Below are 23,620 nucleotides of genomic sequence, written 5' to 3' on the forward strand. Positions count from 1 at the left end.
TGATTACTATCAAGCGGCCTGCCTGTCGGCATGGCAAGGCCGTCCCTATAATTGCCTGCAAATCCTTCCGCTCCTGCGCCTGCTACAGGCGACATCCCTCATGGAACCGACCCCCATGCCAAGCAACCGCCAGGCCCCTCGCGGCCTTCCCGAACATAATCAACAGAGTGTCACACAGCAATGGCTGGCAATCCTCTCGGTCGCCGTGGGTGCATTTGCCCTGGTCACCAGCGAGTTCCTCCCGGTGGGGGTGCTCAACGATGTGGCCAGTGACCTTGGCATCAGTGCAGGCCTTGCCGGCCTGATGGTGACGCTGCCCGGCATCATGGCCGCGCTGGCCGCCCCGTTGATTTCCGTGGGCGTCGGCGCGCTGGACCGGCGCTACCTGCTGATTGGCCTGACGCTGATCATGATCATCGCCAACACCATCGTGGCCTACGCCGTCGACTTCAACCTGCTGTTGGTCGGCCGCGTGCTGCTGGGTGTCAGTATCGGTGGCTTCTGGGCGACCGCCATCGCCCTCAGCGGCCGCCTGGCCCCCGACGGCATGGGCGTGGCCAAGGCCAACTCCATCATCATGGCCGGCGTTACCCTGGCGACCGTAGTGGGCGTGCCCGTGGGCACCTGGCTGAGCGGCCTGATGGGCTGGCGCATGACCTTCCTGGTTACCGCACTGGTGGGCATACCCGTGCTGCTGGCGCAGGTATTTTTGCTGCCGCGTCTGCTGCCGGAAAAGGCCATTCGCATCAGCGACCTGCCGGCCTTGTTCATCAACCCGCAAGCGCGGGTCGGCTTGATCGCCGTGCTGCTGATCGGCCTGGCGCACTTTGCCGCGTACACCTATGTTGCCCCGTTCTTCAAACAGAATGCCGGCTTCGACGGGCCTACGATTGGCTCACTGTTGCTGCTTTACGGCGTCGCCGGGTTCATGGGCAACATTTTCGCGGGCTACGCTGCCAACCGCAGCGTGCGGCATACCTTGATGCTGGTCGCGGTCATGATTGCTGTCAGCACCGCCCTGTTCCCGCACTTCGCCACCGGCATGACCGGCGCCGCGATGCTGATCGCGCTGTGGGGCTTCGCCTTCGGCGCGTTCCCGGCCTGCGCCAACATCTGGATGTTTGTGGTAGCGCCCAAGGATGTCGAACGTGGCATGCCGCTGTTCGTGGCCATGTTCCAGGTGATCATTGCACTGGGCTCGTTCTTCGGCGGGCAGGTGGTCGACCATATGGGCACCGCGGTGCTGTTGAGCCTGGCCACGGCGCTGGTGGGCTGCGGCTTTGTCACCGTGCTGGTGCTGGGCCGCAACGTCAGCAATAACCTGGCAGCACAGCCGGGCTGAGCAGCCGCCCAAGGCGATTGCCTGGCGGGTAAACCGGATCGCCGCACCGCCGCGCCCACAGGTTCCGCGCCGCGTTGTGCCCACGCTGTACCTGCAAGAGCGGCCTTGTGTCGCGAAAGGGCCGCCACGCGGCCCCAATGGTCGATACAGAAGAAAGGTCAGGCCAGCGGGTACAACGCCTCATCGAACTGCGCCAGGCGCGGGAACACCAGTGGCTGGTCGTCCGAAAGCTGCTCCAGCCGTTGCTGGTACTGCTGCAAAAAGCCCTGGCGCGCCTCATCGCTGATATACGGCACATGCCAGGCCACAAACGGCGGCAGCACCTCGAACCCGACATAGGCCAGCGTGCCCCGCAGTATTGGCCGCAGCATGTCCTCCAGCGGCCCGTGAATCGCCCCGTCGCCAAACATGTGCTCGCGCCCGCCCAGTGTCACGGTCACCAGCGCCTTCTTGCCCGCCAACCCGCCCTGGTCGTAGAAACGCTTGCCGCCATAGCACACCCCCGACACCAGCACCCGGTCGATCCAGCCCTTGAGCATGGCCGGTGCCGAGAACCAGAAAATCGGGAAGTTCAGCACCAGCAAGTCGGCCCACAACAGCTTGTCCAGCTCCTGCTGGATGTCCGCAGCAATGGCCCCGCGCTTGACGCCCTGGCGCTGCTCCAGGGCATACACCAGGTACTCGGGGTTCTCGCGCTGGGGGAAGTCATCGGCACTGGCCACCGGGTTCCAGCCCATGGCGTACAGGTCGCTGACCTGCACCTGGTGGCCCTGGGCGCGGAAGGTTTCCACGGCCTGGTCCCGCAGGGCAGCGGTGAACGATTGCGGTTCGGGGTGAGCGTGGACGATCAGTACATTCACAAACATTCTCCTTACACAAAACAGGTTGTCTTGCGGCGGTGGCTCAGCACTGTACGGCTTTCACCTCGACGAACTCCGCCAGGCCCTCTTCGCCCCACTCGCGGCCGTTGCCCGACTGTTTGTAGCCACCGAACGGCGCCTGGTAGTTGAACCCGCCACCGTTGATGAAGCACTGCCCGGCCCGTATCTGCCGCGCCAGCGCCAGGCCGTGGTCGCGGCTGCCCGCCCACACCGCGCTGGACAGGCCGAACGGCGAGTCATTGGCCAGCGCCAGCGCCTGGGCCTCGTCGGCGTAGGGGATCAGGCACAGCACCGGGCCGAAGATTTCTTCCTGGGCAATGCGCATGCGGTTGTCGACGTCGGCGAACAACGTGGGCGCCACGTAGAACCCGCGCTCGAAGCCGCCGTGATCACCACCGCACAACAAGCGCGCGCCCTCCTCCTGGCCCTGGCGAATGTAGTCGAGCACCGTGCGCCGCTGGCCTGCCGAACACATCGGCCCCAGGAAACTGGCCGGATCACGCGGGTCGCCCATGACCAGTGCACGGGTTTCGGCCTCGGCGATTTCCAGCGCCTCGGCGTAGCGGCTGGCCGGCAGCAGCATGCGGGTCAGTGCCGTGCAGGTCTGCCCCGAGTTGATCATCACGTCCTGTACACCATGGCGCACCGCAGCGTGCAGGTCGGCGTCGGCGGTAACCAGCAACGGCGATTTGCCACCCAGTTCCAGGCACACCCGCTTCACCGTCGGCGCGGCCGCTTGCGCCACCCGCACCCCGGCACCGGTGGAGCCGGTGAATGACACCATGTCCACCTGCGGGTGCCGGGCCAGGGCCTCACCCACCTTGGCCCCCGGGCCGCTGACCAGGTTGAACACCCCGGCCGGCAGGCCGATGGCATCGATCATTTCGGCCAGCACAAATGCGTGCAGCGGCGTTTCCTGGCTGGGCTTGACCACCACCGTGCACCCGGCAGCCAGGGCCGGCGCCAGCTTGCCGATCATCTGGTGCAGCGGATAATTCCACGGGTTGATGAATGCGCACACGCCAACCGCCTCGCGGTACACCAGCGAATTGCCGACTTCGCGCACCTCGTCCATCAGCCCGGCCAGTTCGGCATACTGTTCCAGCCCGGCTATCGGGCCTTCGACCTGCACCGCCTGGCACCATTGCACCGGCATGCCCAACTCGTCGGTAATGACCTCGGCCATTTGCCCCGCACGGTTTTTCAGCTGTGCGACCAATGCCCGGATGTACCCGGCGCGCACGCTGGACGGCGTGCGCGACCAGCCATCGAAGGCCCGCCGCGCCGCCATCACCGCCCGCTCGACATCGGCCTCGGCGCCCAGCGGTACCCGGCCAATGGCCAGTTCGGTGGCCGGGTCGATCACCTCAGCCATGCCCTGCCCGCTCGGCACCTGCCAGGCGCCATCGATGTACAGCCGCGCATACTCACGCATGGCCGTACTCCCGCTTCAGTTCGTCGGCACAGCAGGCGATGCGCTGGCAGGCATCGACCAGCGCCGCATTGCCCAGCACCAGGCCCAGGCGGATATGCCCGGCAGCGCTGGGGCCGAACGCTTCGCCGGCAAGCACCGACACGCCCTGGCTGTCCAGCAGGTAGTCGGCAAAGGCCTGGGCACTTACGCCGGTCTCACGGATATCAACCATCACGAACATGCCACCATCGGGCTTCAGCGCCTTGAGGCCCGGGCAACCAGCCAGCTGTTCGCACACCAGGTCACGGCGCTGGCGGTAGGCCTCGCGCATGGCGTCCAGCTCGGGCAACGGCTGTTCCAGCGCCACCACGGCGGCGTCTTGAATGAAGTCCGGCGAGCCGTACAACATGCACAGGGCGAGGTTTTCCAGGTGGGCGGCCAGCTCGGCCGAACCGACCACCCAGCCCACCCGCCAGCCCGTCATGGCGTGCGACTTCGACAGGCTGTTGAGGGTGGCGGTGCGCTCGGCCATGCCCGGCAGGCTGGCAGGGCTGACATGCTCGCCCTCGTACAGCAACTCGCTGTACACCTCGTCGGAGATCAGCCACAGGTCGTGGGCAATGCACAGTTCGGCCAGTGCTTCCCAGGTAGCACGGGGCAGGCTTGCCCCCGACGGGTTGTGCGGGCTGTTCAAGGCCAGCGCGCGGGTGCGCTGGGTAATGCGCTCGGCCACGTCTCGCGGGCATACCCTGAAGCCGTTCTCCGGCTTGACCGGCACCGGCACCACCTTGGCGCCACAGGCACCGAACACCGCCTCATAGGTCACATACATCGGTTCGGCGACAAGCACCTCGTCGCCAGGGTCCAGCACGCACTGGGCCACGCAGTACAGCGCGCACTGGGCCCCCGCCAGCACCGTCACCTGGTCGGCGTCGACAGCCTGGCCGCTACGCTGCTGGTGGCGCCTGGCGATGGCCTGGCGCAGGGCCAGCTTGCCGCGTACATCGGCGTAATGGGTATGACCGGCCTGCAGGCTGTCGATGGCTGCCTCGACAATCGGCTGGGGGGTGTCGAAGTCCGGGTCACCCACCGACAGCAGCAGGATGTCCTTGCCCTCGGCCTGCAGCGCCAGGGCGCGGTAGTGGATGTCCCAGGCCGCAGCCCCGTCGCCGGCGATGCGTTGGGTAAGCTTGGCGTAGCGCATGGCAATCTCCCTTGAATGGCGGTTTCAGTCGACGAGGATCTTCGGGTTGGAGCTGCCCCATACGGTGTACAGGTCGGCCAGCAGTGCGCCGTTGATTTCTTCCATCTCGGCCTGGGTGATTTCGCCTCCGGCCTGCGTGCCGAACAGCACCACTTCGTTGCCACCCTTCACGTCCGGGAAGTCGGTGACATCAACCATCAGCGTGTTCATCGACACCTTGCCCACCACCGGTATGCGGTGGCCGTTGATCAGCACATGGCCCTTGTTGGTGAACACCCGGCGATAGCCATCGGAATAGCCGACGGTGATGTTGGCCAGGCGCGAATCACGGGCCAGGGTGAAGGTGCGGTCGTAGCCGACAGTGTTGCCGGCCGGATAACTGTGCACCGCTGCCACGTGTGACTTGAACTGCATGGCGCGTTTGTATTCGGTGCGCGCCGGCACGGTGTCACCGAACAGCGCGCCACCGGTGCGTACCATGTCCAGGCGCGCCTCCGGCACCTCCAGGGTCGCGAACGAGTTGGCGGCGTGCAGGGTGAGCTTGCTGCGGTCGAGTTTTGCGTGCTTGATCAACCAGTCGGTCTGCTCGTTGAAGGCCGTCAGGCCCTTGCGCACATCGTCCTTGTCTTCCACGGCGAAGTGGGTCATCAGCGCGACCAGCTTGAGGTGCTTCTGGTCGGTGATCTGCAGCGCTTCGCCACGACCGGACCAGGTGGCCATCTCCACCCCGTTGCGGCTCATGCCGCTGGAGTTGAGCGCCATGTGAATGCGCAGCGTCTTGCCGTGGCGCGCGGCGATGGCATCGACCTGGCGGGCGAATTCGGCGCTGCCCACCAGCTCTTCCATGTCGTATTGCAAGGCGTCTTCCAGCTCGCTGAGACTGGCCAGGCGCACCCGTACCAGTTGCCCGGTGAAGCCACTGGCGCGCACCACGCGGGCCTCCTCGTTGCTGGCCACCGCCACGCAGGGCACGCCCTGGGCGATGATCGACGGCATTACCAAGCCGATACCGTGGCCATAGGCATCGGCCTTGAGCACGGCACACAGCTTGGACTTGCCGGCCAGCTCGGCCTGCAGGGTGCGGATGTTGTGCTGCAGGGCGCTGGCGCTGATTTCGACCCAGGCGTTGCTGTTTTGCACGGTCAGGGCGTTGGTACCGTTGTCCATCGACAGCGGGGGGGCGGCATACAGTGGGGCTTGGCCGGTGATCAGCAGGGCCAGGGATGCGGCCAGAAGTGAACGGCGAAATGGCATGTGGGTTTCTCTTGTTCTTGTCGTTGTGCGCGCCTTAACAGACGCTGGTGTGTTTGAGTTCGATAAAGGTCACGCCGGGTGTGGCGAAACCGCTGGCCAGGTCGGCCTGCAGCGCGTCCAGGTCACGCGGCTGGCGCACCGCGCAACCAAAGGCACGGGCCAAGCCGATGAAATCGGGGTTGCGCGGCAGCACGCCAACCGGCTCGATGTTCAGGCCGAGCATGTCATCGCGGATCTGGCCGAGGGCGTCGTTGTTCCACAACAGCACCACCAACGGCCGGTCCAGCTCCTCTACGGCCGTGGCCAGCTCCTGGGCGGTATAAAGGAAACCGCCGTCGCCCACCAGCACCAGGCCCGGGCGATGGTCGGTGGCGAGCATGCCGCCGATGCCGGCCGGCAGGCCGTAGCCGAGTGTGCCGTAGCCGGTAGGATGCAGCCAGCTGCGCGGCGCCCGGCTGGCGAAGGCGTAGTTGCCGGTGTAGGCCAGTTGGGTCATATCGCTGCTGATGAACGCGTCGTCGGGCAGCACGGCGGCAATGCGGTCAAGAATCGCCTGATGGGTGGCCTGCAACGGTGCATGCCCGTTGCGGATGGCCTGGCGCAGGTTGCGCACCGTTTCGCTGGCCTGGGCCGGGTCTCGGTCGAGTGCTGGCAGGTGTTCGAGCAAGCCGGCCAGGGTTTGCCGGGCATCACCCTGCAAGGCAATGGCACAGGGGTAGAAGTCGTTGAACTTGCGCGGGTCGATGTCCACGCGCAATAGCTCGCCAGTGATCGGCAGGCGCTCGCGCCAGAAATCGGTGTCGGCCATTTCGGTGCCCACGGCCAGTACCACATCAGCCTCGCTGATCAACTGCCAGCCAGGTTCCACGCACAGGCTGGAACCGGCATTCAGGGGCGCCTGCGGCGGCAGCAGGCCCTTGCCGGCCACGCTGGTGAACACCGGTGCCGCCAGCCGGGCGCTCAACTGCGCCAGCTGCTCGGCCGCGTGCAGCGCACCACCACCGGCGATGATCATCGGCCGCTTGGCCGCTGCCAGCCTCAGCGCAGCCTGGTCGAGGGTTTCGCGGCACGGCAGGCCACGCTCGGGGCGGTGCACCACCTCATCACTCCAGTCGCGGCTGACAGGGGCAGCCAGCACGTCCAGCGGCACCGAAATGTGCACCGGGCGCGGCCGTTCGCTGTCGAACACGGCCCAGGCGCGGGCAATCAGCTCGGGCAGGTCGTCGCCGCGCAACGCCACGGCCGAGAACGCGGTAATCGGCGCAGTCATGGCGCGCTGGTCCTGGGTTTCGTGCAGGCAGCCCCAACCCTTGCCCAGGCTGGCGGTATGGTTGACGCTGGAAATCACCAGCATCGGGATGGAATCGGCATAGCCCTGGCCGATGGCGGTGGCGGCGTTGGTCACCCCCGGGCCGGTGATGACGAAGCACACCCCCGGCTTGCCGCTCACCCGCGCATAGCCGTCAGCCATGAAACCGGCGCCCTGCTCGTGGCGGGTCAGCACATGGCGAATACCGCTGCCCGGCAGGCCACGGTACAGCTCCAGGGTGTGCACCCCGGGGATGCCGAACACGGTCTGCACGCCGTAGTTGGCCAACAGGCGCACCAGCGCCTGGCCGGCAGTCAGGGTAAGGTCATTCATGTCGTTCTCCTTGCGCCTGGCCGAGGCGGATCAGCGCGTCGACCGCGGTGGTGCCGTGGGCACCGACCATCAATGGGTTCACATCCAGCTCCAGCAGCTGCCCGGCGTTTTCGCAGGCGTAATCGGCCACCGCGCGGATGGCCGCCACCAAGGCGTCGAGGTCGGCGGCCGGGCGGCCACGGAAGCCTTGCAGCAAGCTGGCGCTGCGCAGGTTGAGCAGTGCGGCGCGGATGGCGCTGTCGGTGGTGGGCAGCAACAGGCTGACACTGTCCTTGAGCAGTTCGACCAGTACACCACCGGCACCAATCACCAGGGCCAGGGCAAAGTCGGGTTCACGTTTGATGCCCACTATCAGCTCGGCCAGCGGCGGCTCTGCCATGGGTTCGAGCAGTACCTGGTCGAACGCGACGTGCGGGGCGTAGGCTGCGATGCGCTGGCGCATCTGCACCAGTGCGGCTTCCAGGGCGGCGGCATCGCGCAGGTTCAGCGCCACCGCACCGGCCTCGGTCTTGTGCGGCAGCTGTGCGCTGACCGCCTTCATTACCAGCGGGTAACCCACGCGGGCGGCGTCTGCCACGGCGCGCCCGGGCGTACTCAGCAGGCCCGCTGGCACCGGCAAGCCGAAGGCGCGCAGGGCTTGCTTGGATTGCCATTCGTCCAGCAACCGGCTTTCGCCCGTGAGGGCCTGCGGGCACAGCGGTATCCGTGCAGCCTCGCCCTGCTCCAGCAACCGCTGGCGGTTGCGTTGATAAGAGACAATCCGGCCCCACGCAGCCAGCCCGTCTTCCACGCCCTGCAGCGCGGCGATGCCCCGGGCATGCAGGCGCTCACGCGCACTGGCGGGCAGCAGCTCCGGGAAGGCGGAGGTGACAAAACCGATCTTGCCGTGACGCTCCAGCGCATCGCAGTACAGCGCCAACAGCAGGTCGCACTCCTTGCGCTCGCCAGTGACCGCCGCCGGATAGTCCAGCACCAGCATGGCGGCATCAGCTGCCCCGCTCAGCGTGCTGTCGAGCATGCGTTGCAGCGCCGCTTCATCGCCCCAGATGGCAGTGGTGAAATCAAGCGGGTTGACCAGGTTGGCATAGGCCGGCAGCACTTCGGCCAGTGCCGTCACCTGCCCTTGTTCAAGCTTGGGCAGGTGTAAATGGTTGCGTTCGGCATAATCGGCGATCAGGCCAGCATCGCCGCCTGAACAGGCCAGCGCGATCAGTTCGCCATCTGCCGGCAAGCGCCCGCAAGCGGCGGCCTTGAGCGTTTCGACAAAGCTCACCGGGCCGCTGACGCGGATCACGCCCAGCCGCTGGAACAGGCTGTCGTACAAGGCATCGGAGCCGGACAACGAGCTGGTGTGGCTGAGCGCCAGTTCAGCGCCGATCTGCGACACGCCAGTCTTCAGGGCAATGATCGGCGTGCCCTGCTGCAGCGCCTTGTGCGCGGCGCGTGCAAAACCCGGCACGTTCTTCAAGCCTTCCAGGTGCAGCCCGATGGCCGTTACCCGTGGGTCGTCGAGCAGCACGTCCATCAGCTCGGCCACGCCCAGTTGCGCCTGGTTGCCGACCGATGCCATGTAGGCCACCGGCAGCGAGCGGTCGCTCATGGACAGGTTGTAGGCAAAGTTGCCGCTCTGGGTGAGGATCGCCACGCCCTTCTCCACCTGCTGGCCACCATGGGCCACCGGCCACAGGGCTGCACCGTGCAGGTAGTCGAGCAGGCCATAGCAGTTGGGGCCGAGCAGGGCCATGTTGCCGGCCGCAGCGAGCAGGCGCAGCTGCAACTGGCGGCCCTCTTCGCCGCTTTCGGCAAAGCCGGAGGCATAGCAGATGGCACCACCGGCGCCACGCGCGGCCAGTTCGGCAACGCATTGCAAGGTCAGCTCACGGTTGGTGGCGATGAACACCGCGTCCGGGGCGTAAGGCAAGTCGGCCACGCGGGCCACGCACGGGATGCCCTCCAGGCTTTCATGCTGCGGGTTGACCAGCCACAGCTCGCCGCCAAAGCCACCTTCGGCGCAGCGCTTGAGCGCCCGCGCCATGCTGCGCCCGCCAACGAAGGCCAGGTGCCGGGGCGCCAGCAGGCGCTTGAGGTTGTCACGAATCGATTGCGACATGGGTGTTCTCCTGGCGCTCAGCGCAGCAGCGGGCGCAGCAGTTCGCGGGCGATGATGTGCCGCTGGATTTCCGAGGTGCCCTCCCAGATGCGCTCGATACGCGCGTTGCGCCAGATGCGCTCGACCGGCCCTTCGTCCATCAGGCCCATGCCACCGAAGAGCTGCACGGCTTCGTCGGCCACCTTGCCCAGCACTTCGCTGGCAAACAGCTTGGCCATGCCGGCTTCGCCGTCGGTCATGCTGCCCTGGTCCATCTTCCAGGCGGTGTGCAGGGTGAGCATTTCGGCGGCGCGGATCTGCGTGGCCATGTCGGCCAGCTTGAACGACACGCCCTGGTAGCTGCCGATGGGCTGGCCAAACTGCTTGCGGTCGGCGGCCCATTGCAGCGACAGGTCGAGGGCGCGTTGGGCCTGGCCCACGCAGTTGGCGGCAACCATCACACGGCCGGCGGTGAGCCAGGCGTTGGCCACTTCCCAGCCCTTGCCGACCTCGCCCAGCACCTTGCTGGCCGGCACCCGGCAGTCATCGAAGAACAGCTCATAGGTGTGGTAGCCACGGTTGCTCACGCACTTGGGGCCGCGGCGGATGGTCATGCCCGGTGTGCCACGGTCGACCAGCAGCGCCGTGACCGCATTGCGCTTGCGCCCGTTGTGCTCGTAGGTGTCGGTGACCGCGAAGACGATGGCGAAATCGGCGTGGCCGGCGTGGCTGATAAAGTGCTTGCTGCCGTTGATGACAAAGTCGTCGCCCTGGCGCACGGCGCGGGTCTTGATGGCGTTGGCATCGGAGCCGGCACCCGGCTCGGTGAGGGCGAAGCAGTCGGTTTTCTCGCCCTGCACGCAAGGCAGCAGGTAGTCGTTGATCTGCTCGTCCTTGCAGGCCATGAGGATTTTCGACGGGCGTGCGACAAACACGTGCAGCGCCCAGGACACCTTGGACAGCTCGCGTTCGATCAGCGCCTGGGACAGGTAGTCCAGGCCACCGCCGCCGACTTCCTCGGGCATGTTGAAGGCATAGAACCCGGCAGCGATGGCCTTGCCCCGGATGTGCGCGGCCAGCTCAGGCGACACGGCATCGGCGCGGTCTACCGCTTCCTCATGGGGCAGCAGCTCTTTGGCAACAAAGCTGCGTACCGCTTCCACCAACATTTCTTGTTCTTGGGTCAGTTGGAAATTCATCTGCGAAGGTCCTGGTCAGGGTCGGTATCGGGTTACTGGCCGGTAAAACGGGGGGCGCGGCGTTCAACCGAGGCTTGCAGCGCCTCGGCGCCATCCTGGCTGCGGCCGCACAGCAGGCCGGCGTGGCGCTCGGCTTCCAGCTGCTCGGCCAGGGTGCGGTGGGCGCCGTCGCGGATCAGCTGCTTGGTCTGCGCGTAGGCGAACGTCGGGCCATTGGCCAGGCGCCCGGCCAACTCGGCCGCCACGGCGGGCAGTTGCTCGTCGGCGCAGACTTCGCTGACCAGCCCGGCCGCCAGGGCGCGCTCGGCACCCCACAGTTCATCGAGGAACAACAAACGCATGGCCTGCTCGCTGCCAATCAGCCGTGGCAGGTGCCAGCTGGCGCCGGCATCGGGGCTGTAGCCCATGCTGGTGTAGCCGGCCTTGAAGCGCGCAGAGGCGGCGGCGATACGCAGGTCGCAGCACAGGCTGAGGTCCATGCCACCGCCCACGGCGGTACCGTTGATGGCGGCGATGGTGGGCTTGTCGAGGCTGTGCAGGCGCAACATCAGGGCGTGGGCGGTTTCGGTCCAGCCGTAGCTTTCCAGGGTGCCTGCGGCTTCGGCGGCAGCCCATTCGGCCAGGTCGGCACCGGCGCAGAAGGTGCGGCCGCTGCCAGTGAGCACCACCACGCGCACGGCCGGGTCGGCGTTATGGCTGTCGAGCAAGGCGTGCAGTTGCTTGAGGGTGGGGATGTCCAGCGCGTTGCGCTGCTCTGGGCGGTTGAGGGTGATCCAGGCAACGCCGGCTTCGACCTTGCTCAACAGTGACGACGACGGGGTGGTCATGGGGGGCCTCGGTGTTGTTGTGATGGTTTTGGGAGGGCTTGATGAGGGAGATACTAAACGAGTGTTCAACAAGGCGGCAATTGTCGGGGGGTTGGCCTGTAACAGCCTTCGAAACCTACCTAACCTATTGTTTTTTAAAAAGTTTATTTATTTTTATGACCGTGGATTTCGGGGTGATTGTTACAACTTTGTACAACTGGGAGATTGCCGGGGGCGCTTTGCGCCCCTTTCGCGACACAAGGCCGCTCCTACAAGAGACCGCGTGAGGCAGGACCTGCGTGAACGCTGGTCGGACCTGCGCGAAATCCTGTAGGAGCGGCCTTGTGTCGCGATGGGCCGCTAAGCGGCCCCGGCAATCTTCAGCCCAACACCGCAATCAAACCCCTGGCGCGCTCGGCTCAAAGGCCCCCTGCCGACGGCGGTTGACGAAGAAGTACGCCGCGTAGCACAGGGCAATGAACCCAAAGCCCCAGTACAACGACGGCCGCTGGGTTTCATCCAGCGCCAGGAACACGAACAGCGAGCTGCACAGGGTGATGCACAGCAGCGGCACCAGTGGGTACAGCGGCGCCCTGTACTTCAGGTCCTGCAGCTGCCCGCCTTCACGCAGGTAGGCCTGGCGGAAGCGGTACTGCGCCAGGGCGATGACGATCCAGGTCACGGTGCCGGACATGCCGCTCACCGCCATCAGCACCATGAACAGGGTGTCGGCGGCAATGAAGCTGGTCATCAGCGACACCAGGGCAAAGCACAGGGTGATGCTCAGCGCCCGCAGCGGTACGCCGCGCTTGCTCAGCGGTGCCAGGCTTTTCGGCGCCATGCCGCTCTTGGACATCGCCCAGAGAATGCGCGTAGAGGCATACAGCCCGGAGTTGCCCACCGAAAGGATGGCGGTGAGGATGACGAAGTTCATCACGTCGGCAGCAAAGGGAATGCCGACCATGTCGAACACCTGCACGAACGGGCTTTCCATCAGCCCGGCCTGCTCGTACGGCACAATGGCCGACAACACGGCAATCGCCAGCACGTAGAAAATCAGCACGCGAAACACCACGTTGCGCACTGCCCGCGGGATGCTCTTTTCCGGGTGCTCGGTTTCACCGGCCGCCACGCCCATGATTTCACAGCCCTGGAACGCATAGACCACGGTCATCATCACCGCGAACACTGCCGACAGGCCGTGGGGGAACAGCGACTCGCCCACCAGGTTGTCCAGCATCGGCGCCGGTGCCCCGCTGCTCAGCGGGATGGCGCCGAAGATCACCAGCAGGCCGATGATGATGAAGCCAACGATGGTCGCCACCTTGATGCCCGAGAACCAGTACTCGGCCTCGCCAAAAGCGCGAGTGGCCAGGGCGTTGAGGCCGAACAGCACGACCACGAACAGTGCCGACCAGTACCAGATCGGCACCTCGGGGAACCAGCGGGTCATCAGCATGCCGGCGGCGGTGAACTCCAGGCCTACGGTTGTGGCCCAGCTCATCCAGTACACCCAGCCGATCATGAAGCCGGTGGCCGGGCCGATGTACTTCGTGGCATGGGCCTGGAACGAGCCGGACACCGGCATCTGCACCGACAGTTCGCCCAGGCAGACCATCACCAGGTACATCAGCAGGCCGGCCACCAGGTAGGCCAGGATCGCGCCCACCGGCCCGCCCTGGTTGATGGTCACGCCCGAACCCATGAACAGGCCGGTGCCGATCACCCCACCCAGCGACAGCATGAAGATGTGCCGGCTTTTCAGGGCGCGGGTGAGCTGGATTTTTTCAACGGGGTCAGTCATGGCGCACCTCACCCTTGCGGCAGGTACGTTTGGTGATGCGAAGGAGGGGCTGAGCGCTACGGCATGTCATTATTCTTGTCTCCAATAAGCCTCATGGACCGCGTGCAACACGGTTGCCATCGATTATTGGAAACGGATGTAAGGTGCCGTTGTACGAACGGATCGAAGATGTAAAAAGTCGTAAGTTTTTTGTACGTCAGCTCTGGATCAAGTGTTCCAGGGTCGCACGGGCCTGGCCGAGCTGGCTTGCCAGTGGTTCGGCGAGGGTGTTCAGTGCCTGCCCGTCATGCTCGCGGGCCGCATCCTCCAGGCGTCGCAACAGCGCAGCCAGGCCAGAAAACCCCAGGGAATCACAACTGCCGGCCAGGCGATGGGCCAGGTGCAGCACTTCGGTATAGTCCTGGGCTGGCAGCGCCTCGGCCAACGCCGTGGCGTGCTGCTCCAGTGACTGGCGCAACACGTTCAGCAGGCCTTGCAGCTTCTGCTCGCCCAGCAGCGAGCGGTGGGTGGCCAGCAGCGACCAGTCCATGTTCGCGTCAATACTGGCCTGTTCGGTCGGCGTCGCGTCGGCCAGTGCCTGACGCAGGTTGGCCAGCCGAAGAGGCTTGGCCAGCACCCCTTGCATGCCGGCTTCCAGGTAACCCGACACTTGCCCCGGTTGCACGCCAGCGGTCAGCGCCACTATGCGGCTGCGGTGGTTAGGCCCGGGGGTGGCGCGAAGCTGCCGGCACAGTTCCACTCCGCTCATGCCTGGGAGGTGAACGTCGAGCAGGATCAGGTCGAAGCGCCGCTGTGCGCACAGCTGCAGAGCCTGCCCGGCATCTTCGGCAAAGCTCACCCGGTGGCCATCGCGCACCAGCAGGCCGCCCGCCACCTCTCGGTTCAGCGCGACGTCCTCGACCACCAGGATATCCAGGCTGGCGCTGGCCGCCGGGGCCGGGGTAGTGGCCGCATCTGGCTGCCCAAGGGCAATGTCGAGTTCGAACCAGAAGCAACTGCCCTGCCCTTGCACACTGTCCAGGCCAATGTTGCCCCCCAGGTTTTCCACCAGGTGCTTGCAGATCGCCAGGCCCAGGCCGGTGCCGCCATAGCGGCGGGCCACGGCCTCGCTGGCCTGGACGAAGCGGTCGAAGATTTTTGCCTGTACGGCCGGCTCGATGCCGATGCCATTGTCATGGACCGACAGCCGCAGGCGCTGCGTGGCCGCATCGCTGGCCAGCACCTGCACCTTGAGCCGCACCTGGCCGTGCTCGGTGAACTTGATGGCATTGGCCAGCAGGTTGCTGAGCACCTGGCGCAGGTACTGCTCGGCGCCGTGCTGGTAACCGGCCAATTGCTCATCAACCTCCAGATGCAGTGTGTCGCCGTTGTCCACGGCCATGGGTTCGAGTAGCGCCAGCACTTCCTGGCACAACTGACGCAGCGAAAAACCGACCAGCTCGGCGCGGCTCTCACCTTCTTCAAGCCGGGCGAAATACAGCACTTCGTTGAGAATCGCCAACAGCCCCTCGCCGGCCTTGTACAAGGCTTCCAGGCGCTGGCGGTCGGCGGCTTCCAGCCGGCCACCGCGTAGCAGCTCGGCCATGCCCAGGATACCGTTGAGCGGGGTGCGCAACTCGTGGCTCATGGTCGCCAGGAAGCGCGATTTGGCCAGGTTGGCGGCCTCGGCGTCATCCTTGGCCCGGGCCAGGCTGGCGGTACGTCGTTCGACCATGGCCTGCAGTTCGTCGCGTTTGTCTTGCAACGCCAGGCGGTCGCGCTCGCGGCGTTCGATGTCACTGAGGATGGCGCGGCGCATGTCGTCCAGGGCATTGGCCACCGTGTCGATTTCGTCGGGGCGCGATGAACGGCGGCGCCCCAGGCGCAGCGGCTCCTGCCACTGGCCGGCGCCAATACGCCGGGCGAACTCGGCCATCACTTGCAGATGACGAGTGACCAGCCGATAGAACAGCCCCGACAGCGCCACCGCCAGGCCACACAGGAACACACCCATCCACAGCAGGCTGGCAAGGCCGGTGGCGTACAGCCGACGGTGCACCGCCCCCAGGTCGATACTCACTTCCAGCTCACCCAGGTGCCTGGCCGGGCCCGAGGGGGGCTGATAGTCCAGGGGGAAGCGCTCGATGCGCAGCGGCCCTTGGGGTTCGGCCTCCCCTCGCAGCAGTTGAAAATCGTCGCTGACCAGGCGCACCCGGGCCACGTCAGAAAAATCCACCAAACCGCGCAATTGCGTATCCAGCTGCGCCTCATCCAGGTCCCACAGGCTGCGCTCCAGGCTGGCCAGGTAACCGGCGCGGATCAACGCCATGCGCGCCTCGATGTCGCGCATCTCGCGGCGGTATTCAAAATACAGCTGCACGCTACTGGCCAGTACGGTGAAGCACAGGCTGAACAACAGGATGAACCGCAGCAGGCGGCGCAGCAGGCCATCGGTGTGCAGGCGGATCATCGGGCATCTGCCGGCAGGTTGATCATGTCGCGGTAAGTGACCTCGCTCTGCTCCAGCCAGCGCGCGATCTCGCCAGCCTGGTTCATGCGCCGCAGCTGCGCGTCGATTTCGTCCATGTGCTGGCTCAGGGGTGATTGCCGCGATACGGCAACGCGCAGGTAGTCCACGCTCAGTGCGCTGGGCAGTACGCGGATATCCTGCGCACCGGGCAGGTGCTCGATGAACAGTTGGCCGGTGCGCCGCTCCTGGATCACGTAGTCGATGCGCCCGCGGATCAGCTTGCCGAAGTTCTGCTGGCTGGAAGACACCCGTTCGATGTTCTGGTGGCGGGCGACGAAGCGGTCGAATTCGGCGCCGTAGCTTTCGCCGTACAACAGGCCGCCGCGGTAACCGGCCAGGTCTTCCAGCTGCTGGAACTGCACCGGCCGCTTGCGGTTGTAGAACACGGCCACTTCCTCGCGCACCACCGGCTCCGTGGAAAAATGCATGCGCTGGTCACGCTGGTCGCTGTTGTAGGCCAGCACCACGTCCACCCGCCCGGCAGCAGCGTCCATCAGGCAGCGTTTCCAGTTGCCCAGCACCACGGTCTGCACGTCGTAGCCCATGCGTGCGAACAGTTCGCGCACCACGGTTGGCGCCAGGCCGCGTACCTGGTGGCCGTCGCTCCAGGACATCGGCGGGTACACCGGGTAATCGCAGTAGCGCACCGTCTGCGCCGCGCCGGCCGGCACGCTGAGCAACGCCAGCGCCATCCCCCAGGCACGGCGGGCGCGGTGGGTCATGCGGCCACGCTGGCAGTGAACAGGTAGCCGGTGCCGTGAATGGTGATGATCAGTTGCGGCTCGGCCGGGTCATCGTGCAGCTTGCGCCGCAGGCGACCGACCAGCACGTCGATGGAGCGGTCGTTGGGTACCCACTCGCGGTTGCGAATCTGGTCCATCAGCTGGTCGCGGCTCAGGGTATGGCCGCTGTTGCGCAGGAACACGCTGAGCAGCTGGAACTCACCGTGGGTCAGCAGGGTTTGCCCACCGCGTGGGTCGATCAGGCGACGGCGGTCGGTGTCCAGCGCCCAGTCGGCAAACTGCTTCAACGACTGCGCGCAGGCCGGTGCCGGGTGCACTTCGCGGGCATGGCGCACGCGGCGGATCAGGTTTTTGGCGCGCGATACCAGCTCACGGGGGTTGAGCGGTTTGATCACGTAGTCGTCGGCGCCGCATTCCAGGCCGACAATGCGGTCGATGTCGTCGTTGCGGCCGGTAATGAGGATGATGCCCACCTCCGAGCGCACCCGCAGCTCGCGGGTCAGGGTGAGGCCGTCCTTGCCAGGCAGGCGGATGTCCAGCAGCACCAGGTCGACATCCTGGCTGCCGAGCAGGGCCTCGGCCTTTTCCGCCGTGTCGGCACAGTGCACGTCATAGCCTTCCTGGGACAGATAGGCCTGCAGCAAGTCACGAATAAGCGGATCGTCATCAACGATCAATACCCGAGGCGTCATTGCGTGTTGTCTCTTTTTTATTGGTGTTGTTCTACACACTCGCGCCAGCAGCGTACTCGTTACTGAACAGACGATCAACAGCCCTCGGGCAGGCTGAAGCGCCGCCGACCGCCGGCCTGCAGGCCGTCGACCCAGGCCTCGCAGATAATCACGCCCTGCTCGGGGGTGAAGGTGCCGGGGTTGAGCCCCGACTCCAGCCACAGGCCATCGAGCAGGGCACTGAGGCTGATGGCCGCAAGATCGGCATCGAAGCCCTGCCAGCCCTCCTGCGTGGCCAGCTCGGCCAGCAACCGGCTCAGTTCCTTGCGGTACTCGCCGTAGGAATGGTCATGCACCTGGTTGATCGCATCGGCCGTCTTGACCGCGCCCCAGAACGCCAGCCAGGCGTCGAGCAGTTGCGGATCGAGCAGCTCTGCACAGAACGAGGCGCGGAAAAACGCCGACAGCCGCTCGCGGGCATTGGGCGCAGCCTGGGCCATGGCCTCACGCAACAGGCCCATCACCCGGCCGGTGACGGCCAGGTAGGCTTCGGCCACCAGTTCATCCTTGCCGGCGTAGTGGTGGCTGATCAGCCCGACCGAGACCCCGGCCTCGGCCGAAATCTTGCGGATCGAAGCCCCTTGGAATCCATGGCGTTTGAGGCACACCAGGGTCGCTTCGACCAGGTTGGCCTTGCGCAATTCCGGCAGCATGCGGTGGTAGCGGGCTTCCTGGCTCATCAAGGGTTCTCGGTTCAGGGGCTGGGCTGAACGACTGTACAACAAGCCGGACTGCGTGATAAACCCTTGGCACACTTGCCCACAACAACAAAAGCGGCTGCCATGAACGACCTGATCACACGCGAGCTGGACCAAGGCCTGCTGACCCTGGCCTTCAACCGCCCCGACAAGCTCAATGCCCTGAACACCGCCATGTACCAGCAACTGGGCGACCTGCTGCTGGCAGCGGGCGAAGACCCCGGCGTCGATACCATCATCATCACCGGTGGCCCCCACTGCTTCACCGCTGGCAACGACCTGCGGGATTTTCTCGACAACCCGCCCACTGACCTGGACAGCCCGGTGTTCCGCCTGATGCGGGTGGTCATGGGCCTGGACAAGCCGCTGATCGCGGCAGTCAGTGGCGCAGCAATCGGCATCGGCGCCACCTTGCTGCTGCATTGCGACCAGGTGCTGGTCAGCCGTTCGACCAAGCTGCGCATGCCGTTCGCACCGTTGGGTGTGTGCCCGGAGTTCGGTTCCAGCCTGCTGCTGCCGCGCATGCTTGGCCAGGCCCGGGCGGCCCGCCTGCTGCTGGGCAACGCGTTGCTGGATGGCGAGCAGGCGGTGGCCTGGGGGCTGGCCAATGAACTGCACGAAGATGGCGAACAGTGCCTGGCCGCAGCACGCAAGCTGGCGCGGCAGCTGCAAAGCTACCCGCAGGCGGCGCTGCGCATCAGCAAGCGGCTGCTCAAGGACAGCCAGCGGGCGGCGCTGGAGGAAACCGTGGCGCGGGAAAGCCGGTTGTTCATTGAATGCTTGCGCACCGAAGAAGCACGGGCCGTGCTGCGAGGGCTGATCAAGGATTAAATGGCCTACTGCGATCTTTTGGGGCTACGGTCTGGCTCAACCTTTAAAAGCCCACGCGATTACTGTAGGAGCGGCCTTGTGTCGCGAAAGGGCCGCAAAGCGGCCCCGGCAATTCTGCGGCGAGGCGCAGATCTTGGGGGGCGCTTCGCACCCCTTTCCGACCGGTCCGGCGCCCCGGCAAGGCCGCTCCCACAGGGAGAGTGCATCATGGCGGGAACGTGTTGTACTAGTACCCAGTCATCTCCAGATACCCGCGCCCCCCCGTACTCCCGCTCATGCGCACCGGCCCTTCCCAATACGGGAACCGGGTATCCATCCAGGCCTGCGGCTCCACTGCATCAACCTGCACATCAACCCCATGCCACGGCACCTGCACCCGCCATCGCGTCGGTACCCGCTTGCCATTCTTCTGCTCGGCCCAGGCCTGCGCCTGCAACTGGATCTGTGCTCCGTCCAGCGCCGCCACCTCGCCCTGCGGCCCAACCCAGGTGCCGGCGCGATACGGTTCCCCCTGCGCCTCCCGCACCTGAAACAGCATCAGTTTGGCGCCACTGTCCAGGTGCAGTGAAAACCAGTCCCACCCCGTTTGCCCCGCCGCCAGCGGCTGGCTGCTCCATTCCCGGTCCAGCCAGGCCTGGCCGGTGACCGCGATGCACATGCCATCACGCTCTACCTCCCCGTGCACACGGTAAAACGGCTGGCTGTAATAGTAAGAGGCCTGCCCCTTGCCGGATTTCTCGCTGTAGCCCTGATCGCCGTGCAGCACCAAGGGGCGGTCACTGCGTAAACGCAAGTCGTAGCGAAAACCTTCGCCACCGGCAGCCATTTGCAGGCTTTCGATACCCCCCCTGCCCTGCAACGACCAATCATTGATCCACGCCCGGAACGGCTGGGCCTGCACGCCGGCCTGGCCGATACCGCCGCGCGCCAGGGTTTCGCCAGACTGGTGACCGCCCGGACCGGTCAGGGCCGCGTGCCCCATCCACAGGTTGGGGCTGTTCCAGTCGGTGGTTTCAGGGCCGGGGCGCAGGGCCGAGCGGAACAGCGTCCACTGCGCGCCCCAGTCACGCCCCTGGGCGTCCTTGAGGTTGGCGGTGACGTACCACCATTCGATGCGAAAGCCATCGTGCGGGCCGTGGTCTCGCGGGAATTCCAGGCGATGCGCGCGGGCCACCTGGCTGAAACCGCCCGCCTGCTGCCCCAGCCCGGCATAGCTTTGTGGCGCCGGCGGGTCACAAGCGCATAGCAGGCCGCACAGCAACAGCAAGGCGTTACGCTTCATCGGCAAACGGCCTCAACAGTTCGCGGGGCTGGCGGCGCGCCAGCTGCCACAGCGGCCAGGCGCTGGCCAACAGGCTGGTGAACAGCCCCAGCGCGGCCAGTTGCAGCAGCTGCACAGGGAAGACGTAGAGCGGCAGGCGCCAGCCGAACGCCTGCACGTTGACCACCGCCACCAGGCACCAGGCCAGCAACACCCCCAACGGGATTGCCAGCAGTACCGTGAAACTGCTCAGCGTCAGTGTCTGCCCCAAGCTCAGCCACGCCAGTTGCCGGCGCTGCACACCCAGCGCCCACAGGGGCGCCAACTGGCTCAGCCGCGTTTGGCCCAGGGTAAGCAGGTTGATGAACAGCGCCACGCCGGCCACGCCAAGCGTGAGGCTGTTGAGCGCAGCGGTGGCGGCAAAGGTACGGTTGAACACCTCGGTGGACCAGCGTTTCAGGCGCGCCTGCTCCACCACACGGCTGTCGTCCAGGGCGAAGTGCTGTTGCAACGCGGCCTTGATGACGGGCACTTGCTCGGTGGGCAGGTCAACGCTCAACCCGGTCAGCGTTGCCTGTGGCCAATGCTTGCGCAACCAGCTGGCATTGACCAGCACGTGGCCCTTGGGGTTACCGTAATCGCCATAGATTCCCACCACCGTCATCGCCTCTGAAGGCAGCGCCAGGCGGTCACCCAGTTGCAGCTTCAGGCGCCTGGCCAGCTGTTCGCTGAGCATCACGGCATGCCCGCTGGCCAGCGTTTCCCAGGCGTGAGGCTGCTGCTGCAGCAATGGCCAACGCTTGAGGTAGACCGGGTCATCGACGATGCCCTGAAGCTGCACCGGCCAGCCCTGCAACTGCGTTTCCACACGCCAGCCGGGCAGCACCACCCTGGCAGGCGATTGCTGCCCGAGCCATTGCGCAATCTCCAGACCTTGGGCGGTATCCCGAGGGGTGACATACAGGTCAGCAGACAGGCGCTGGTCCAGCCAGCCGACAAAGGTCTTGCGAAAGCCCTCGGTCATGCTGCCCACGCCGACACTGGCAGCCAGCGCCAGCAACAGTGCCATCAGCGCCAAACTCAGGGCCGGCAGTTGCTGGCGGCAATCGGCGACGAACCATTGCGCCAAGGGTCGCTGGCAGTACCGCGTCAGCAAGGCCAGTACCCGGTCGAGCAAGGCCGGCAACAACAGCGCCGCCGCCAGCAACAGCCCAGCCAGCATGGCAAACGCGCTGGCCAGGCTGTTACCCAGCACGCCACAGCCCAAGGCCAGCAGCAACAGAACGCCCGCCACGCAAGCCTGGCGCCTCAACCATGGCCCCTGTGCCAGCCGCCAGGCCTGAGGCTGCGCCAACGCCAGCAACGGCAACCGGGATGCACGCAACACGCTGCCCAGCCCTGCCAGCAATGCCCCCAGCACACTCACAAGCACCCCCACCAGCCACCACCATGCGGGCAGGTTCAGGGTGCCGGCAACCTGGGCGCCATACAGCCCGCGCAAACTGGCCGCCACATCGGGCAACAACCACGCGGCCAGCACATACCCGCTGGCCACGCCGGCCAGCCCGCCCAAAACGGCGAACAGGCCCAGCTCCAGCACCAAGGCGCACAGCAGGGTGTTCAAGCTGACACCACAGGCGCGCAGATTGCGGATCAACCCACGCCGCTGCTCCAGCGCCAGACCGATTGCGGCATGGGCGATAAACAGGCCGACGACAAACGCCAGCAGGCCGAGGGCGGTCAGGTTGAGGTGAAAGCTCTCGGTCAGCCGCTGCAACCCGCCGTCGTCCTGTAGAGGTTGCAGTTCGAGGTAAACCGCAATATCAGCAGGCAGCGGCCCCGGCTTGCCGGCCACCAGCAATCGCGACAGTTGCCCAGGTGCGTGCAGCAACCGCTGGGCATGGCCGATATCGACCACGACAACCCCGGGCGCCAGCGCAGGCTGCAGGTGCATGGGCGGGAGCAGTTGCCCTTCGCTGTCGCGCACTGACGCCCCAGGCTCTGCGCCCAGTTGCCGCAAGGTGTCTGGCCCGGCCCACGCTTGCCCAGGTGTGCCGATGAACGCCTGTACGTCGAATGCTTGCGGCTGCACACCGGCGACGCTGCTGGCCGGTGGCAGGCTCAAGGGGTCGATGCCCAGCAGGCGCACGCTGCGCGCGGGCTCCCCAGGCAAACGCAAGCGCCCTTCCAGCACCGGCGTCACTGGCCAACCCTGCTTGCGCAATCGCACGTAAAGCCCTTGGTCGAAGCGCTCCCCGTTGCGCGGCACCAACTGCGCCTGCAGCGGCCCGGCCAGCACGGCACTGGCCCGGGCGTAGTCGCTGCGAGCCTGACTGTTCAGCGCCTGCACGCCCGTCCATAGCGCTGTGGCCAGCCACAGCCCGGTGAAGATGCTGAAAAACTGCACACGATGGCGCCGCCAATGGCTGAGCAACGCCAACAGGGCCAGCGACAAAAGCCTCATCACTCCAGCTCTGGCTGAACGCGACCGGCCTGCAGCTGGCAACGCCGCTGCAAGCGTGCCGCCAACCGGGGGTTGTGGGTCACCATCAACACACCGCTGCCGGCCTCGGCGACCAGTTGCAGCAACAGGCTCAGCACCTCATCGCTGCTGGCTTCGTCAAGGCTGCCGGTGGGTTCGTCGGCCAGCAGCCAGGCCGGGCGCCCAGCCAGGGCACGGCCGATGGCGACCCGTTGCTGCTGGCCACCGGACAACTGCTCAGGGTAGCGCGCCAGCAAACCTGCCAGGCCCAACCGCTCTGCCAGGTAAGCCACCCATTGCGAGTCATGCCTGCCGGCCAGCCTGGCCTGAAAGGCCAGGTTCGCCGCCACGTCCAGGCTGCTGATCAGGTTGTATTGCTGGAACACCAGGCCAATCCCCTCCCGTCGCCACTGCGCCAGCGACGCCTCCGAGCGGCTGTCGAGCGGGATGTCGTCGATCAGGATGCGGCCGCTGTCGGCACGGTCCAGGCCGGCAATCAGGTGCAGCAACGTGCTCTTGCCGCTGCCCGACTCGCCCATCAGCGCCAGGCTGCTACCGCGTGCCAGGCGCAGGTCCACGCCCTGCAGGACGGGGAGCGGGCCTTGGGGGGTGGGGAATGATTTGTGGAGCTGTTCGATGGCGAGCATCGACGGGCCTTGGTGGGTTGGGTGTCCTTTCAGGAATAGCAGGTTCAGGGAAATACACCCGAACACTCGTCCAGTTTTTGCGA

Annotated in this window: 18 protein-coding genes; 2 read left to right on the top strand and 16 right to left on the bottom strand. The window is 65.9% G+C overall.

Annotated features, from left to right (window positions below; genetic code table 11):
• The first annotated feature begins 115 nt into the window (after positions 1-115).
• Entirely contained in the window at positions 116-1,342 is a 1,227-nt protein-coding gene (locus AK81_RS00595) for an MFS transporter (protein ID WP_043195959.1), read from the top strand.
• Between the two features lie 158 nt (positions 1,343-1,500).
• Here AK81_RS00595 and AK81_RS00600 read toward each other — a convergent pair whose 3' ends face one another.
• The 13 genes from AK81_RS00600 to AK81_RS00660 all read right to left on the bottom strand — a co-directional run bounded on the left by AK81_RS00600 (position 1,501) and on the right by AK81_RS00660 (position 18,298).
• Entirely contained in the window at positions 1,501-2,202 is a 702-nt protein-coding gene (locus AK81_RS00600) for an NAD(P)H-dependent oxidoreductase (protein ID WP_043196146.1), read from the bottom strand.
• A gap of 43 nt (positions 2,203-2,245) precedes the next feature.
• Positions 2,246-3,658 (bottom strand): aldehyde dehydrogenase family protein, encoded by a 1,413-nt coding sequence (locus AK81_RS00605; protein ID WP_043195961.1) that lies wholly within the window; start codon positions 3,656-3,658, stop codon positions 2,246-2,248.
• Positions 3,651-4,841, bottom strand: coding sequence for a pyridoxal phosphate-dependent aminotransferase (locus AK81_RS00610; RefSeq protein ID WP_043195964.1), 1,191 nt, complete (start codon positions 4,839-4,841; stop codon positions 3,651-3,653). Before AK81_RS00610 ends, AK81_RS00605 begins: the two co-directional genes overlap by 8 nt.
• Before the next feature lie 24 nt (positions 4,842-4,865).
• A complete protein-coding gene (gene alr / locus AK81_RS00615) occupies positions 4,866-6,095 on the bottom strand; it encodes an alanine racemase (protein ID WP_043195966.1) in 1,230 nt (409 codons plus the stop codon).
• A gap of 34 nt (positions 6,096-6,129) precedes the next feature.
• Positions 6,130-7,737, bottom strand: coding sequence for a 5-guanidino-2-oxopentanoate decarboxylase (locus tag AK81_RS00620; protein WP_043195967.1), 1,608 nt, complete (start codon positions 7,735-7,737; stop codon positions 6,130-6,132).
• A complete protein-coding gene (locus AK81_RS00625) occupies positions 7,730-9,847 on the bottom strand; it encodes an acetate--CoA ligase family protein (RefSeq protein WP_043195968.1) in 2,118 nt (705 codons plus the stop codon). Before AK81_RS00625 ends, AK81_RS00620 begins: the two co-directional genes overlap by 8 nt.
• A 17-nt stretch (positions 9,848-9,864) precedes the next feature.
• The gene (locus AK81_RS00630) at positions 9,865-11,025 is read right to left on the bottom strand and encodes an acyl-CoA dehydrogenase family protein (RefSeq protein ID WP_043195970.1); all 1,161 of its coding nucleotides are present in this window, start codon (positions 11,023-11,025) and stop codon (positions 9,865-9,867) included.
• Positions 11,026-11,057: 32 nt separating this feature from the next.
• Positions 11,058-11,852, bottom strand: coding sequence for an enoyl-CoA hydratase/isomerase family protein (locus tag AK81_RS00635; RefSeq protein WP_043195972.1), 795 nt, complete (start codon positions 11,850-11,852; stop codon positions 11,058-11,060).
• A gap of 376 nt (positions 11,853-12,228) precedes the next feature.
• Positions 12,229-13,635, bottom strand: coding sequence for an amino acid permease (locus tag AK81_RS00640; protein WP_043195975.1), 1,407 nt, complete (start codon positions 13,633-13,635; stop codon positions 12,229-12,231).
• A gap of 196 nt (positions 13,636-13,831) precedes the next feature.
• Complete coding sequence (locus AK81_RS00645) at positions 13,832-16,084, bottom strand: hybrid sensor histidine kinase/response regulator (RefSeq protein ID WP_043195977.1); 2,253 nt, start codon at positions 16,082-16,084, stop codon at positions 13,832-13,834.
• Positions 16,081-16,866: a substrate-binding periplasmic protein gene (locus AK81_RS00650; protein WP_043195979.1), complete on the bottom strand. Its 786-nt coding sequence runs from the start codon at positions 16,864-16,866 to the stop codon at positions 16,081-16,083. Before AK81_RS00650 ends, AK81_RS00645 begins: the two co-directional genes overlap by 4 nt.
• Positions 16,863-17,579: a response regulator gene (locus AK81_RS00655; protein WP_016499179.1), complete on the bottom strand. Its 717-nt coding sequence runs from the start codon at positions 17,577-17,579 to the stop codon at positions 16,863-16,865. Before AK81_RS00655 ends, AK81_RS00650 begins: the two co-directional genes overlap by 4 nt.
• Positions 17,580-17,653: 74 nt before the next feature.
• Positions 17,654-18,298 carry a TetR family transcriptional regulator C-terminal domain-containing protein gene (locus AK81_RS00660; protein ID WP_016499178.1) on the bottom strand — a complete coding sequence of 215 codons (645 nt, stop codon included), beginning with the start codon at positions 18,296-18,298 and terminating at the stop codon, positions 17,654-17,656.
• Between the two features lie 102 nt (positions 18,299-18,400).
• Here AK81_RS00660 and AK81_RS00665 point away from each other — a divergent pair, with 102 nt between their 5' ends.
• Positions 18,401-19,147 (top strand): enoyl-CoA hydratase, encoded by a 747-nt coding sequence (locus AK81_RS00665; protein WP_043195988.1) that lies wholly within the window; start codon positions 18,401-18,403, stop codon positions 19,145-19,147.
• Positions 19,148-19,373: 226 nt separating this feature from the next.
• On the opposite strand, the gene AK81_RS00670 is transcribed toward AK81_RS00665, so the two are convergent.
• Genes AK81_RS00670 through AK81_RS00680 form a run of 3 tightly spaced genes read right to left on the bottom strand, consistent with a single transcriptional unit; the run spans position 19,374 to position 23,537 of the window.
• Positions 19,374-20,429 (bottom strand): lipocalin-like domain-containing protein, encoded by a 1,056-nt coding sequence (locus AK81_RS00670; RefSeq protein WP_043195990.1) that lies wholly within the window; start codon positions 20,427-20,429, stop codon positions 19,374-19,376.
• On the bottom strand, positions 20,419-22,872 hold the full coding sequence (locus AK81_RS00675) for an FtsX-like permease family protein (protein ID WP_043195991.1): 2,454 nt from the start codon (positions 22,870-22,872) through the stop codon (positions 20,419-20,421). Before AK81_RS00675 ends, AK81_RS00670 begins: the two co-directional genes overlap by 11 nt.
• Positions 22,872-23,537, bottom strand: a complete 666-nt coding sequence (locus AK81_RS00680) for an ABC transporter ATP-binding protein (RefSeq protein ID WP_043195992.1) — start codon at positions 23,535-23,537, stop codon at positions 22,872-22,874. The genes AK81_RS00675 and AK81_RS00680 overlap by 1 nt, the downstream gene beginning before the upstream one ends.
• Positions 23,538-23,620 lie beyond the last annotated feature (83 nt).

The organism is Pseudomonas putida W15Oct28, assembly GCF_000708715.2.
GTDB classification, from domain to species: domain Bacteria; phylum Pseudomonadota; class Gammaproteobacteria; order Pseudomonadales; family Pseudomonadaceae; genus Aquipseudomonas; species Aquipseudomonas putida_R.